Origin of the sequence: Bacillus sp. UNC437CL72CviS29 (genome assembly GCF_000482345.1) — a bacterium.
Lineage (GTDB): Bacteria > Bacillota > Bacilli > Bacillales > Bacillaceae_G > Bacillus_A > Bacillus_A arachidis.
Genome location: NZ_AXVB01000014.1, coordinates 1 through 13,855 on the forward strand (window position 1 = coordinate 1; position 13,855 = coordinate 13,855).

Genomic DNA, 13,855 nt, shown 5'->3' on the forward strand with positions numbered 1-13,855 from the left:
CTTTCGGTTGGGACACTCGTACAGGCGAATTCAGTAACGTTAAATGACGATATTCTTTCGGTAAGTTGGTCGCTGCCATACGTCCTCCGTTACCGTTATGTCCGTGTAGTGCGATGTACGAGGTGCACTTACGGTTACATGATTCGCTTTTGTATAGCGAGCAATGATCGGATAGAATGCATTGCATTAAATCGCCTCACTTTCTAGTACATCGTTTGGATTAGTGTGACACCAATACACGTAATCTCGGTATTCTTCGACTGTCATTTCGTTTGCGGCTGCCAACCACGCGATAAGACGGTCGAATTTAGCTTGTGATAGTTCGAATCGTTGCCTATTCGCTTCGAACCAATCGAAAATGTTTTTATTGAACTTCGATGAATTTAATCGCAGGCATAATGGCCACATATTGCCGTGTATGGTGCCTCCATGTCCTATCGATAGTGGAATCGCATGTTCTTCCGTGATCTTGCTCTCCCCCGTTAACGCACACTTTCTTCCGAAATAATCTAGCATTTCTTCCTTCTGCTCTATCGTCCAGGTAGCGGGTAACGCTTTTTTACGCGCACGTCGATTCTGAACGTGTATTAGAACTCTATCTGGGTTTTCACTTTTCCAAACTCTCGCTCTTTCATATTCCCTATCCTTATTATTTTCACGATATTTACGACTGGTTTCTGCCACTTTTTCTTGGTTAGCAATTCTCCAATTGCGACAGTTTTCTAAATGAGTTTCTTTATTTTCCTCATACCATTTGTGATATATTATTGAAGTCCCTTCCTTGTTTTCTATACGGTATTTACGTTGGCATTCTTTGCAGTCATGGTGTTTTCCACCAAGACCTTTCTTACTCTTATTAAACTCATCCTCCAACCGCTTCCACTCGCCACACTTCGTACATTCCTTTCCGACAACCACCCCACCATCAACCAAACGCTCTTCCAACGTTACCTTCTTACGCTTCCTCGGTTCTCGAAACCCCTGCGTCTTCGCCACGCCTGCCTTACTCATTTACTAGCGCCTCCTTACGACTGTTACTATCAATCCGTTCTTTTTCGAACTTCACCTTATAATGTTCGATTACTGCGTTTGCATCCTCACCGGCCAATATCGCCCCACATCTTCGTAAATCTAATCCGATTCCATGCGGACAGTTCTTATAACAGTTTTGCTCAATCGCTCCAAGATACGGTAAATCTCTGTTTGGACAATCGTAACAATACATATCTAGCAATCTCGAAGTTTCTTGTCGTGCTTCTTGTCGCTGCTCTTTCGTATATCTCGATGAACTTGTCGCTAGTTGCTCTCTAAGATGGGCTTCTGATCGGACTTGTCCACTTCGTTCTTTTCCACATTTCGGACATCCGTGCCCTCCTTGAAGATGTAAGAACATTATCGTAAACACTTCACCTGGATGATATGGGCATTTATATCGCATCTTCTTACTATTGTTTACGTAGCTAGTTTCTAACAGTTCATAACCACGTGCTTCGAAAGTCTCCTTTACATACTCAAAGGAAAGCTTGCGTTTTTCTCTTCCACAATAAGGGCATCCGCTACCATTACGTAATTCCGCATAGCTAATCGATAAGTCTTTATCCGGATGGTTCGGACATTTATACCGCATCTTTGCCGTTCCTATTACGTACTCAGTTTCCAATAGCTCGTAACCACGTTCTTCAAACTTCACTTTCACTTGTTCAAACGTCAATTTAGGTCGTGCCATCTTTATCCCTCCGCTTCTAGTAATACATATCTCCTTTTTTCGAGCCCCACTTGCACATACTCGAAAAATAATTTCTCCGTTTATAAATAATCGATAATTTCTTCCGTACTAACTTCCGGTTGTACCGCTTGTCTCTGTAACTTCGCTTCTTCCCTACGTAAATCATCGAGTATCTGCGGCAACAACCTGGATCGCATATACGAATACATAAACGCAAAGTTTAATCCAGGATACTCCCGCGTCGGCTTATAGTCGGCAAAACATACGTCAATGAATCGCTTTGTTGCTTCCGGTTTATGCTCGGCGATGAACGCTTTGAGCATTCGACCTTCCATCGCATAGCTACGAGTGACGTAAGGGATTTTATAACGCTCCTCATGTACGTGCTTTAAGTACTCACGGAATGTTGTAACGTTCCACTTTTCGATTGGTAGGTTGCGGAAATCTTTCGTTGATATTCGGGTCATTTTCGTTCACCCTTCGATATAATTGCGATAAATTCCCCATCTACCTTTCTTAAGCTCACTTGCACGTAATGGTCCATCGATAATCGAAAACCTTTTTGCTCTATTGCATAACGACTAGCCGCTATCATTAACTCATTTTCCGTTAAGATTACCTTGTTCATTCTGTTCCCTCCTCGTCAAATAATTGCGCATGTAATTCCTCATTAGACGCCTGCCATAAATCCCGTCCGTCTTCCGTTTTGAAAACGTTACGACGGATTAGCGCCTCGATGTAGATTTCTTTCAGTAATAAATCGTGTAACTGCATTGCCCCTCCGTTTGTATTGCTCATGTAACCTATTCGTAGGTTTCTAGAATTTTGTCTACGTATTTAAGCTTAGAATTTACGTTAATAACCTTTCGTTACTTGTCGTTCTTGTTGACGTTCAATTACTCCGGTTACACTTCCGATGCTACACTCAACTTTCTGCTTAACGCCTTTTAGCGTGTGCATGACCGATTGCAATACCGCTTGATCATCCTTTGCCTTACGACGTTCCTTGCGAATACGTTTCAGCTCTTTCAACAAGTGAGTGCCACGCGCTGTAGTAAACGTCTCAATTTCAATAGTATGTAGGATATCTTGCTGCGCTAAATCTGTTTGTGACTTACGTTGATTCGTTTGTTGCATATCGGACTCTAGTGATTCTAGTTCCGATAGAATACGTTGCAATCTTTTCGTTACATCTCTCATCGTAAACACCTCCGTTTTTTAATTCGTTTTATTTATATAAATCGTTAATGCTTTTAAAACCTGACGATTTCACTTCGTTCATCGTATCTAATCATCTATTAGCGACGTTCTTTTATATAAGTAATTACCGCTGAATTTATTAACGATGGAAGGATATTTCGTTAGAAATAGACTTCAAGGTTTTGGGTTTGCAATTGATATATAAAATAACTAATACATAAATAACTAATAATTCGTCTTCAGCTCATGAAGTACCCCGGTGCATATCTTGAAGTACTCCCCCTTCATCTCATGAGTTTAGTCCTCTATAAGTATCGAAGGTCGATGAAATTTCGGGAACTCATCCGGTATAGGTAACAACGTATATAGATTCGATGTTTGCCCTTTACCGTCGTTTCTAAGCCGTTTTTCTACTTTTATTAACCGTAACTCTTCTAATTTCTTAACCGCTGCTCTAACGGTATTTTCGGAGCACATACACTCCTTAGCGATTCGACTTACACTTGGATACGAAGTTCTCGTTTCATAGTCTGCGTATTTACATAAGATAACGTAGACCATTTTCTCATAGACCTTTCCGAACACTTTCGTATCATGTAATACGCCGTAGTCAATATTCACGTATTTACGGGTATTAAGCGCAACTACTCGATCTCTAATTTCGCTCATTCTCTCACCAACTTTATAACCGGTAGGATCGTATACACCGTATTCTCCCATTGCTGCGTACGCTCGTGTCTGCGCCTCTCCTTAACGACTAAAGGCTTTCCATCCCAACGATACTCACATAACTTTTTGATACGCCTATTAGCGCTCTCACGGCTTATATTAAGTCGTTTTGCAATCATGTCTTGCGTTGGGTAACATTCGCCCTCTTCATCCATAAATGACGCTAGTACGCAAAGTGTCGTCCATCTTTCCGGACCTAAGTCCGCTATTAAACCGGAGTGTACTGCGTCGACATACATCTTTAGAAAGATACGTGTCTCTCGCTTTCCGCTCGTAATTGAATATTCCGTTTGGGCTTCGATTGATACTAAGTTGCTATTTTCGCTTATTGTGCTCACCCGTTTCCACCTCCGTGTAATGCCTTGTGAACTCCTTACAAATCGTTTGACGCATCACTTTGGAACCTCGCGCACTTTTTTAGAAAAAAAATAAATTATTTACGTTTTTCTACTTTTTACACCCCTACACAATTAGTGACTTTGACGGTAGAATACAAGTAATGGAAACTATCATTACGTCTTGTGACCAAATTAAAGGAGGTCATTCGATATGAATGGAAGTATAAAACAAAATAAAAAGACAGGTAATTGGGATTTCATATTTAATATTGCGAAGGACCCTATGACTGGGAAACGCAAACAAATTAGAAGAAGAGGTTTTAAAACTAAGCAAGAAGCTAACGAGGAAATGATTAAGCTAAAAGCGGAAATTCTAACTAATGAATATCTTGAGCCTACGTACATGACTTACGAAAAATTTATGGACGAGTATTTTCAAGAACGTAGGAATAAGTTACAGAAGTCGACTTACACCTCTCATTTTGCTTTGTATCAAAAAACGATTAAACCGAAGTTAGGTCACTTTAAATTACAAGAGATGACCGCGAGGCATTTACAGCGATTTGTAAACGATCTAGTAGACGAGTCACACTATGCGGAGGATACAATCATATTAATTTTTCGAATAATAAGCGCTTCGTTTAAGAAAGCATTTCTAGTACGACTGGTAAAGTTTAATCCAACTATCGGGGTCACCTTACCGAAAGTGACTCGTAAAGAAATGAGAGTTTGGACATTAGAACAGGTTACTAAATTCATAAATGAAGGAAGACGTGTTAAATATCCTACACGCTACTATATCGGGTACTTAATGGCCGTACTTACTGGTATGAGGCAAGGTGAAATATTAGGTTTGCGTTGGAAAGACGTTGATTTAGAAAACGGTATTATCTACATCAGACAGACTTTAACTGTAGGTAGAGCGTTGAAAGTCGGAGCAAAAAACGAGGCGAGCGTAAGGTCACTACACATCCCTACCGTGCTTATAGAAGAACTAGAGTCACATAAAAAGTTAATCCGACAGGAAAAACTTATCTATGGCGAAGATTATACAGACTTAGACTTAGACTTAGTCCTTCCTACAATTCACGGAAGACCTTTAGAGCCACGGAGTTTCCGTAGAGCGTTCTATTCACTTACGAAGCACTTAGAGCTTCCTCAGATACGTATACATGATCTACGGCATACTCACGCGACAGTGTTGATACAGCAAAATATTAACGTGAAATTAATATCCGAACGGCTAGGGCATACGGATATTGGTACGACACTAAATACGTATAGTCACGTACTACCAAGTATGCAAAAATCGGTAGCGGAAAGGCTAAACGAACTTTTTGGCGGAAGTGACCAAAGTAGTGACTCGTGATTTTAACGGAGAACCCTTTCAATCTCCTTCCCCAACTCTTCCGGCTTCGTCTGCGGTGCAAAACGATCTATCACTTTTCCGTCTCGTCCTATTAAAAACTTCGTAAAGTTCCACTTTACCACCTTCATGCCAAGTATGCCCGGTGCCTGCTCCATCATATATGTATATAATGGATGCGCGCTATCACCTTTTACATCAACTTTAGCGAACATTGGAAAGGACACACCGTAATTTAATTCACAGAAACTTGTAATCTCTTCTTCTGTGCCTGGTTCTTGTCCTCCAAATTGATTGCATGGGAAACCTAAGATTTCAAACCCTTGCTCTTTATACTTTTCATAAATCGCTTGTAATCCTTTATATTGCGGTGTAAATCCACATTTACTTGCAACATTTACAATGAGAAGAACTTTACCTTCATACTCTCGCAACGATTTTTCTTCCCCTGTAATTGTTTTTGCAGAAAAATCATAAACTGTCATATATATTTGCCCCTCTCTATCATTTCATACTTATTATCATATATGTATTTAACTTTCTCGTCTAATGAGAGCGCTTTATTTCTGTTCAAAAATTCGACACAAACTACTAGACAAATAGCTTGGAAAGTTTTACAATTGAATTGTGAACAAAATGTGACAGTTTACCTTCTAAATTGTGACATTTTCAATTCCATTATAATAAATCAAGGATGGTGTTGATAATGAAAACTGCACAACGTGAAATGATTTCAAATCGCGAGTTTTACTTCGTATTATACATGATGTTACTATTTGTTACCGGTTGGCTTATGGACGTAAATGGGCTATTTCTAAGTAAGTACTTTACACTTGCAGGAATGATTTCTCTTCCACTAGTTGGCGGACTTGTCGGATTCTTTATTATGTCAATTACTAAAGATCAAACTAAATAATAGCATTACATAAAGGCAGAAAACGATTTTTCGTTTTCTGCTTTTTCTTTTATAATAAAAAGAATACTACATTACAAGGAGTGATATATGTGAAAAAAGTAGAGCAACTCTCTTCACAACTATACTTGATTGACGATCATGATTTACAACATGACGAGCGTACAGGTACATATGTTTTAGTTGGTGATGATATTACTTTAATTGAAACGTGTGCTGCCCCTTCTCTTCCTTATCTTTTAAATGGTTTACAACAATTACAAATTAACTTAGCTGATGTTAAAAATATCATTGTTACGCATGTTCATCTTGATCATGCTGGTGCAGCCGGATTAATGATGGAAAAATGTCCAAATGCGACTTTATTTGTCCATTCGCGTGGTGCTCGTCATATGATTGACCCTACAAAATTAATTCAAGGTGCTAAAGCTGTATATGGCGATGCTTTTGATAAGCTCTTCAATCCGATTCTTCCAATTCCAGAAAAGCGAGTCCATATTGTGAAAGATGGTGAGACACTACAAATATCAGAAAATCGGATACTAACTTTTTACGATACACCAGGGCACGCCAAACATCACATAAGCATCCATGATTCCTTAACAAATGGCATTTTTACAGGTGACACAATTGGGATTTATTATCGAGAACTAGCTGAACTTGACGTGGAACTATATTTACCGACCACATCTCCTTCACAATTTCAACCGGATGCGATGATAGCAGCAAAAGATCGTATTCGAAATATGAAAGTTGACTCGATCTACTTTGGGCATTACGGTGCATCTTCCCATGTTTCTGAAGTATATAAACAGCTTGAATACTGGCTCCCTATCTTTGTTGAAGCTGGAAAGCAAGTATTTGAACAAAATCAGGATTTTGAAGCGGCAAGTCATGAACTGTATGTTTTGCTACTTGAAAAGGTATCCTCTCACCTTTCCCAGAAAGGCGTACCATCCACTCACTCTATTTATGATGTGATAAAGCTAGATATGGAAATTAGCGCAATGGGGATTATTGACTATTTAACAAAACAAGAAAAGATTGAAACAACTATTAACTAAAAGAAAAAAAGAGGATATGATGCTCTTTTTCAAGCATATATCCTCTTTTTTGGAATATGCTTTTTACTTTCCCTCTTCTCTATCACTCTATTCCACACGTAAGAATTATAATTTTCCTGTATAATACAGTTATCCAATGATTTACGGAGGAATGCTGGAATGTTTTTTCAATTTTTCTACTAGCAGTCATTATGGCCTTTATTAGCGGGCGTTTAATTGGTACAAAGTTAAATCTTCTCAAGCAAGCAAGTGCAGCAATTATGGGGGTGACAGTTACATCAGCTATGTATTGGTTCATGTATTTGCGTTACCACGATGAATCTATTGTTGGTGTAGATAGATATTTTTGGCTTGGAAGCTCATTAATTGTTTCCATGTTGTTTTATCTTATGTTTGAACTATTTGATCCAATTAGACGCGAAGAAAAAGAAGAAACCCTAAATGGGAGTCGCAATCCGATCTCCAATTTTTTTGATCGAATAGGGAGACAAAAAAGGTATATGCGCGTTACTTCCATCGCTTTAAAACATGGAATGGGTAAATATTTAGCTCTTAAAAGAACACCTGAAGCGGACTACAAACTTGCCATTGCACTCCGAAATACACTAGAGGAATGCGGAGGTGTGTTTATCAAATTTGGACAGGTATTATCAACCCGTTCTGATTTACTCCCTTCCTCCTTTATTCATGAATTATCAAACCTTCAAGAGAATGTCACACGTCTATCTCATGATCAAGTGGAAGGGATACTAAAGAATGAGTTATCTGTGCCAAAAGATGAGCTATTTAGCTTTTTTGATATGGAGCCATTAGCAGCTGCTTCCATCGGACAAGTTCACAAAGCAAAACTTAAAGCTACTAATCAGGACATTGTTGTGAAACTTTTACGCCCAGACATTTCTTCTACAATACAGCGTGATCTAGATATTCTTATGCACTTTGGATTTCTAACAAATCTAATTGGGCCAAAAATATCGGATTTCTTGATTTAGCACAAGGTTTCTCTATTGCAATGAAAGAGGAAATTGATTTCAAAATTGAAGCTCGTAATTTCAAACAAGTTTCAGCTTCTATGGAAAATAGCCAAACGAAAGTGAAAATCCCGAAAGTATATCAAGAATACAGTAACTCCAAAATCCTAGTTCTTGAATTTCTAGATGGTGTTAGTGTGAAAAATGGTACAGCACTATTAAACGAATTACATATTGATACGAAGGAAGTACAACGGCAGTTATTTGACTGTATATTAGAACAGATTTTCTTTAAAGGTATTTTCCATGCTGATCCTCATCGAGGCAATGTTTATATTCTTCAGGATGGAACTCCTGCATTACTTGATTTCGGTTCTGTTGGAAGACTCGGTACGTTGCAACAAAATGCCTTTAAACGATTACTTATCGGGTTTGAACGTAAAAATTCGTATATTTTACTCGATGGCCTACTTCAATTAGTTGAAACAAAACCATCAATTGATAAAGACAGCCTAGAACAAGCAATTAGTCAGCTATTAATTCAAAGTACATACTCATCTTCTAGTAGTTCAGAAGAATTCATTCAAGGGCTATTTCAAATCATCCCAGACTTCGAATTAGCTTTTTATCCGATGGTAGCTGGTGCTTTCCGTTCGCTTATTACTTTAGAAGGTACAATGCTACAATTAAACCCTCAGTTTAATTTAATGGATGAAGCAAAGCGCTTTGCTAAAGATCATGCAGTGAATTTTATGCCTGTTAGCAATTATACCGATTTAAAAGAAGCTGCAACAAATGAATTAATGTCTATATTACCTGCTGTGCGAAGAATTCCAAGGAAACTTGACGATTTAAGTTCAAAGCTAGAGAACGGCAAACTATCCCTGAAAGTCGGATTTTTCTCAGATCCAACAAATGCTTCTTTTGTTACTACATTTATCTCGCAACTCCTTATCACTCTTATAGGAACAGCATTTGGGGGCATTTCAATTCGTGTCTTATATTTAGCAAACGACGCAAAAGAGCCAAATGATCAATTTTTGAGTGTGGTTGGCTACGTCGGTTTATTTATTAGCGCAATTCTCCTCGTGAGAGTAGCGATACATGCAGTAAGGAAATTTAAGTAATAATTTTCATAATTACAGAAAGAAGAGCCTCTTATAAAACAAAGGCCCTTCTTTTCATAAACTTAATTTATTTGTTGGACTTTTTCATTTACATATTGCATAAACTGATCCGCTTGTAAAAATTCTGCTTTATAAGCTTCAGGAACTTCATTTATTGTTACACCTTCACTGGATTTGATTTTTGCTTGTATTTTTTCATATGTCATTAAAGCATCTATATACTGTTTATATTCTTCAGAAGTTAATACTTCTTTACTAGACTTCTCCCCATTCAATTTATCAAAATACGGCTGGAGTTCCATTGATACCTTTTTCATTTCTTCTTTTTTCGCCGGCGATAATTGATCATAATCAATATTACCGTTTGAATCACCATATTCAAGTTTTGCATTTGCAAGTTTTTTTAAATACTTTGTAAAATCTTCGTATTCCTTTTCTCCAATTTCATCTTTTGCCTGAGACAATTTCGCATTTAAGCGCATATAACCTTCTAAGGTTGCACTTCCTGCATGTTTTTTCAAGTTTTCAAATGATCCGTATATGCCATCCGCTTTAATCGATTGATATGCAAATCCTGTCGTTGGAATTAACAGTGCCGCTGCAAGCACTCCTGTGATAATACGCTTTTTCATCGTTTTCCCTCCGCGCTTCATTTTTACTTGAACCATTATTTTTTCTTTTAACTCCGGCGATGGTTCAATTCCCGTCGCTTCTTCTTGTATAGATTCCCTTACCCGATTATCTAAACTCATTTCACGTCCCCTACCTCTCCTAAAAAGATCGCCTCCACTTGCTCTTTTTGACGTAATTTCTTTAATGCCGCATGAATTCTTGATTTAACTGTCCCTACTGGAATATGTAAAATATTTGCTACTTCTTCTTGTGAATAATCATGTAAATAACGTAGTATAATGACTTGCTTCAATTTGTAAGGTAATTTATGAATAAGTGCAATGAGCTTTTGATTCGACATCTTGTTCACAACATCATTAGAAAAATCAAATTCAATCGGTTTTCTCTGTTCTTCAGCTTTCTTGACAATGCGTAAACGCATCCACCTTGTTCTCCGATATGAGTGAATTTGTCTGATTGCAAGCCCTATTAACCACGGTCGAAAGGGCTTTTCTCGATTATATTTACTAAGTGATTGATATAACTGTATGTATATTTCCTGGACTACATCATCTACATCTGTTTTTTCCTCTATCAAAAAATGTGCTGTCTTATAAACATCTTGAATCGTTATATCATATAGCTCACTGTATGCTTCTTGATTTCCTGATAGAGTTAATTGAATAAGACGCTGATAGTCTGTTTCTCCTTCCATTTACCTTCCCTCCTTTGTCTTACACTATATATTGGCAAGTAAAAAACATTTCGTTCGATTTTTTTAAAAATTTTTTTCAATATAAATCAATATTAGGATTTAATATTTACTACTTTATAACGTTTGCTTATGGCCTCTTATAACAATTATATAATTTTCCAGTTTATGATAGGTGTTTAAAATGATATATATAATATATTTTGAGGAGGACGTCTAAATGAAAGCTATTGTTGTAACTGCATTCGGTGGACCTGAAACGATGAAGTATACAGAAGTAGATATGCCGATTTTTAATGAAAAGCAAGTGTTAATTCGCGTTATCGCAACAAGTGTCAATTTTGCTGATATTAAATCCCGTCATGGGAAAAAAGGAAATGGAAAACTACCATTTATTCCTGGTATAGATGCAGCAGGAATTGTAGAACAAGTAGGTTCGGATGTAAAAAACATCCGCGTAGGACAGCGTGTAATCACCTTTCCTCTTACTGGTTCGTATGCTGAATATGTTGTCGCCAATGAAAACCTTACGTTTGTGTTACCCGATGAAGTTGACTTCACCACTGCCGCTGCTTGTCCTGTTGTATCTTTTACGAGCTACAACTTACTTGCAAATGTCGCAAGATTACAGCAAGGTGAATCGATCCTCATTCATGCAGCTGCCGGCGGAATTGGAACAACAGCCATTCAATTAGCAAAAATATTAGGAGCTGGAAAAATCATTGGAACAGTCGGAAGTGAAGCAAAAAAGAAAATCGCTTTAGAAGCTGGGGCTGATCATGTTATTTGTTATCAAAATGAAGATTTTGTAAAGAAGGTAAATGAACTGACTAATGGAGAAGGTGCAAATGTTATATTAGATTCCATTTCTGGTACAATATCAGAAAAAAGTTTAGAATGTCTCGCTTACTACGGCCGCCTCGTCCATTTTGGAAATGCGAGCGGTGAAATTGGCACATTCCATACAAAAGATTTACATGCAAGCTGTCGTTCTATTCTTGGCTTTAGCTTTGGAACAACTCGAAAGAAACGTCCTCAATTACTCCGTCATACCGCTGATCAAGTTTTTCATTATTTACGTGATGGAAGCCTGCAAATTGAAATTGGTAAACGGTTTACACTTCAAGATGCAGGGAAAGCACATGAATGGATCGAAAGTAGAAAAAGTACTGGGAAAATTATTTTGAAGGTCAAATAGAGGTGTCATTTATGGGATCACGCATTATGCATTTAATTATTGCAAACGGTATTGCAGAGAGATTATCCATTCAAGATAAAACTTCCTTCTTACTAGGCGGAATCGCTCCTGATGCAGTTCATTCAAAAGTAGAAAAAGAAGTCTCTCATTTCTACGCTGGTACTACAAAGAACTATACGAGAAGAATCGATTTTGATTCATTTTTTTATAAATATGAATCATTCATCGACTCCCCTTTTATTTTAGGATATTACACACACCTTATTGCCGATGATAATTGGCTAAACGGTTTTTTTCTTCCTTGGCTCCAAAATAGAATCGAGCATGATCAAGCAATTTTATCCCTGTATCATCATGATTTTAAATTGTTGAACGCAAAACTATTACATCATTACGATAAAGAGCAGCAATTCCTTTCTATTCTAAATCAAAAAGCAAGCATACCAAAGATTAAGGAAGTAACAGAAGAAAACGTTCTAGCTTTTAAAAAGCTTATTTTTGATGATATGGTATTTCCACAGCAAGATCTGTATGCCGAATTACAAGTATTTACGTTTGACCAAATTGTCGGTTATGTAGAAACTGCTATTGAGAAAGGTGTTTTCTTTCTTAGAAAGGCTCTAACATAATTATTTAACCTTTTAAACACAAAAAAGACGTGACTACTTTATACATGTAGACACGCCTTCTTACTTTCATCATTCTCCCATTAAGAGAAGTCTCTTATTATCTAGGCTTCTTCTTCCCAGTAAATGCAGGTTTCTTTTTCTTTGGTGCTTTCGGTTTTGACTCTACAAAAGTACCTTTAAACATTTCTTGCTTTTTAAATTGAATGCCTAACTTTTTCGCAAATTGGAGTAGTTTACGCTCTTCTTGCGGAGTAACAAGAGAAACAACTGTCCCCTCTTTTCCCATACGTCCTGTACGACCTGAACGGTGAATGTATTGATCTAATGTATCTGGTAATTCTAAGTGAATTACGTGTGTTAAATCATCAATATCTAATCCGCGCGCTGCAATATCAGTTGCAAGTAGAATTTCTAATTTCCCTTGACGGAATGCGCGCATCGTCGCTTCACGTTCTTGTTTGCTTGCTTCTGCATGAAGAGCGGCTGCTTTCATTTTGCGATACTTTAATTTTTCAGCAATTTCATCTAAACGATATGGATCGTTTAGAAAAGCAACTGCTTTTACATTACCCGTATGCATAATTCTTCTTACATAATCATTTTTCTCACGACGCTCACAAACGACATACGTATGTTCCACTAAACTTTTTGTTTCCGTGCGTTTAATGCGAACTAATTGTGGTTCTACTGCAAAATCACGTGCTGCTTCTTCTGCATCTTTTGTCATTGTTGCAGAGAAGAATACTAATTGACGATCACGCATTGTTGATTTAATGACATCTAATACCGATTCCATCATCTTTTGTTTTACAATTTGATCAAACTCATCAAATACAATTGTCTTTACTTCATGCATTTTTAATTTTTTCATGCGAATTAATTCTAAAATACGTCCTGGTGAACCAACAATTACTTTTGGGTGTTTCTTTAACTTCTCTACTTGGCGCTTAATGTCCGCACCACCAATTAAAGATGCACCTGAAATATCAGTTCCTGCTGTAAACTTTTGAACTTCTTCATGAATTTGCATAACAAGTTCACGTGTTGGTGCTAAAACGACAACTTGTGGTTGTTTCACTTCAGGATTAATTTTATGTAAAAGTGGTAGTAAGTACGCTAATGTTTTTCCGGTTCCAGTTGGAGACTCAGCTATAACGTCTTGTCCTTCTAAAATGGTTGGAATTGCTTGCTTTTGAATTTCAGTAAACTCTTTAAAACCAGCCTTCTCCCAAGCTTGTTGCAAAAATGGTTGCATATCTTTTATCATTTG

The 13,855-nt window shown here is 37.5% G+C and carries 19 protein-coding genes and 1 pseudogene; 7 read left to right on the forward strand and 13 right to left on the reverse strand.

The annotated features are described in order from the left end of the window. From M014_RS30090 to M014_RS0113305, 9 genes and pseudogenes are all read right to left on the reverse strand, one after another. A pseudogene (locus M014_RS30090) lies at positions 1 to 187 on the reverse strand (DNA replication protein); the annotation flags it as partial. Continuing rightward, a complete protein-coding gene (locus M014_RS0113270) occupies positions 187 to 1,011 on the reverse strand; it encodes a hypothetical protein (protein ID WP_026592177.1) in 825 nt (274 codons plus the stop codon). The pseudogene M014_RS30090 and the gene M014_RS0113270, both read right to left, overlap by 1 nt. After that, positions 1,004 to 1,726, reverse strand: coding sequence for a hypothetical protein (locus M014_RS0113275; RefSeq protein WP_026592178.1), 723 nt, complete (start codon positions 1,724 to 1,726; stop codon positions 1,004 to 1,006). The genes M014_RS0113270 and M014_RS0113275 overlap by 8 nt, the downstream gene beginning before the upstream one ends. 80 nt (positions 1,727 to 1,806) lie before the next feature. Then, complete coding sequence (locus M014_RS0113280; protein WP_026592179.1) at positions 1,807 to 2,193, reverse strand: hypothetical protein; 387 nt, start codon at positions 2,191 to 2,193, stop codon at positions 1,807 to 1,809. Further along, positions 2,190 to 2,354 carry a hypothetical protein gene (locus M014_RS29185; RefSeq protein WP_155924333.1) on the reverse strand — a complete coding sequence of 55 codons (165 nt, stop codon included), beginning with the start codon at positions 2,352 to 2,354 and terminating at the stop codon, positions 2,190 to 2,192. Before M014_RS29185 ends, M014_RS0113280 begins: the two co-directional genes overlap by 4 nt. Further along, positions 2,351 to 2,500, reverse strand: a complete 150-nt coding sequence (gene fbpA, locus M014_RS28315; protein ID WP_081811031.1) for a Fur-regulated basic protein FbpA — start codon at positions 2,498 to 2,500, stop codon at positions 2,351 to 2,353. Before fbpA ends, M014_RS29185 begins: the two co-directional genes overlap by 4 nt. A gap of 81 nt (positions 2,501 to 2,581) precedes the next feature. After that, positions 2,582 to 2,926, reverse strand: a complete 345-nt coding sequence (locus M014_RS0113295; RefSeq protein WP_026592180.1) for a hypothetical protein — start codon at positions 2,924 to 2,926, stop codon at positions 2,582 to 2,584. A gap of 297 nt (positions 2,927 to 3,223) precedes the next feature. Beyond that, a complete protein-coding gene (locus M014_RS0113300) occupies positions 3,224 to 3,595 on the reverse strand; it encodes a helix-turn-helix domain-containing protein (RefSeq protein WP_035415067.1) in 372 nt (123 codons plus the stop codon). Then, positions 3,592 to 3,993: a helix-turn-helix domain-containing protein gene (locus M014_RS0113305; protein ID WP_026592182.1), complete on the reverse strand. Its 402-nt coding sequence runs from the start codon at positions 3,991 to 3,993 to the stop codon at positions 3,592 to 3,594. Before M014_RS0113305 ends, M014_RS0113300 begins: the two co-directional genes overlap by 4 nt. Before the next feature lie 211 nt (positions 3,994 to 4,204). On the opposite strand from M014_RS0113305, the gene M014_RS0113310 reads away from it, so the two are divergent. Beyond that, a complete protein-coding gene (locus tag M014_RS0113310; RefSeq protein WP_026592183.1) occupies positions 4,205 to 5,362 on the forward strand; it encodes a site-specific integrase in 1,158 nt (385 codons plus the stop codon). Between the two features lie 2 nt (positions 5,363 to 5,364). Here the strand turns inward: M014_RS0113310 and M014_RS0113315 are convergent, their stop codons facing one another. Beyond that, a complete protein-coding gene (locus M014_RS0113315) occupies positions 5,365 to 5,844 on the reverse strand; it encodes a glutathione peroxidase (RefSeq protein ID WP_026592184.1) in 480 nt (159 codons plus the stop codon). A 209-nt stretch (positions 5,845 to 6,053) separates the two neighbouring features. Between M014_RS0113315 and M014_RS0113320 the strand changes: the two genes are divergently transcribed. From M014_RS0113320 to M014_RS26890, 4 genes are all read left to right on the forward strand, one after another. Then, the gene (locus tag M014_RS0113320) at positions 6,054 to 6,275 is read left to right on the forward strand and encodes a DUF3925 family protein (RefSeq protein WP_170833621.1); all 222 of its coding nucleotides are present in this window, start codon (positions 6,054 to 6,056) and stop codon (positions 6,273 to 6,275) included. Between the two features lie 89 nt (positions 6,276 to 6,364). After that, complete coding sequence (locus tag M014_RS0113325; protein WP_026592186.1) at positions 6,365 to 7,336, forward strand: MBL fold metallo-hydrolase; 972 nt, start codon at positions 6,365 to 6,367, stop codon at positions 7,334 to 7,336. 191 nt (positions 7,337 to 7,527) lie between these two features. Beyond that, complete coding sequence (locus tag M014_RS30350; RefSeq protein WP_269321439.1) at positions 7,528 to 8,328, forward strand: AarF/UbiB family protein; 801 nt, start codon at positions 7,528 to 7,530, stop codon at positions 8,326 to 8,328. 20 nt (positions 8,329 to 8,348) lie between these two features. Beyond that, positions 8,349 to 9,434 (forward strand): AarF/UbiB family protein, encoded by a 1,086-nt coding sequence (locus M014_RS26890; protein WP_269321440.1) that lies wholly within the window; start codon positions 8,349 to 8,351, stop codon positions 9,432 to 9,434. Positions 9,435 to 9,496: 62 nt separating this feature from the next. Here the strand turns inward: M014_RS26890 and M014_RS0113335 are convergent, their stop codons facing one another. Both M014_RS0113335 and M014_RS0113340 read right to left on the reverse strand, forming a co-directional pair. Beyond that, a complete protein-coding gene (locus M014_RS0113335; protein ID WP_026592187.1) occupies positions 9,497 to 10,186 on the reverse strand; it encodes a DUF3600 domain-containing protein in 690 nt (229 codons plus the stop codon). Continuing rightward, a complete protein-coding gene (locus M014_RS0113340; RefSeq protein ID WP_026592188.1) occupies positions 10,183 to 10,761 on the reverse strand; it encodes a sigma-70 family RNA polymerase sigma factor in 579 nt (192 codons plus the stop codon). Before M014_RS0113340 ends, M014_RS0113335 begins: the two co-directional genes overlap by 4 nt. Positions 10,762 to 10,978: 217 nt before the next feature. On the opposite strand from M014_RS0113340, the gene M014_RS0113345 reads away from it, so the two are divergent. Further along, complete coding sequence (locus M014_RS0113345; RefSeq protein ID WP_026592189.1) at positions 10,979 to 11,956, forward strand: quinone oxidoreductase family protein; 978 nt, start codon at positions 10,979 to 10,981, stop codon at positions 11,954 to 11,956. An 11-nt stretch (positions 11,957 to 11,967) separates the two neighbouring features. Beyond that, positions 11,968 to 12,585: a hydrolase gene (locus tag M014_RS0113350; protein WP_026592190.1), complete on the forward strand. Its 618-nt coding sequence runs from the start codon at positions 11,968 to 11,970 to the stop codon at positions 12,583 to 12,585. A 97-nt stretch (positions 12,586 to 12,682) separates the two neighbouring features. Here M014_RS0113350 and M014_RS0113355 read toward each other — a convergent pair whose 3' ends face one another. Then, positions 12,683 to 13,852: a DEAD/DEAH box helicase gene (locus M014_RS0113355; RefSeq protein WP_026592191.1), complete on the reverse strand. Its 1,170-nt coding sequence runs from the start codon at positions 13,850 to 13,852 to the stop codon at positions 12,683 to 12,685. Positions 13,853 to 13,855 lie beyond the last annotated feature (3 nt).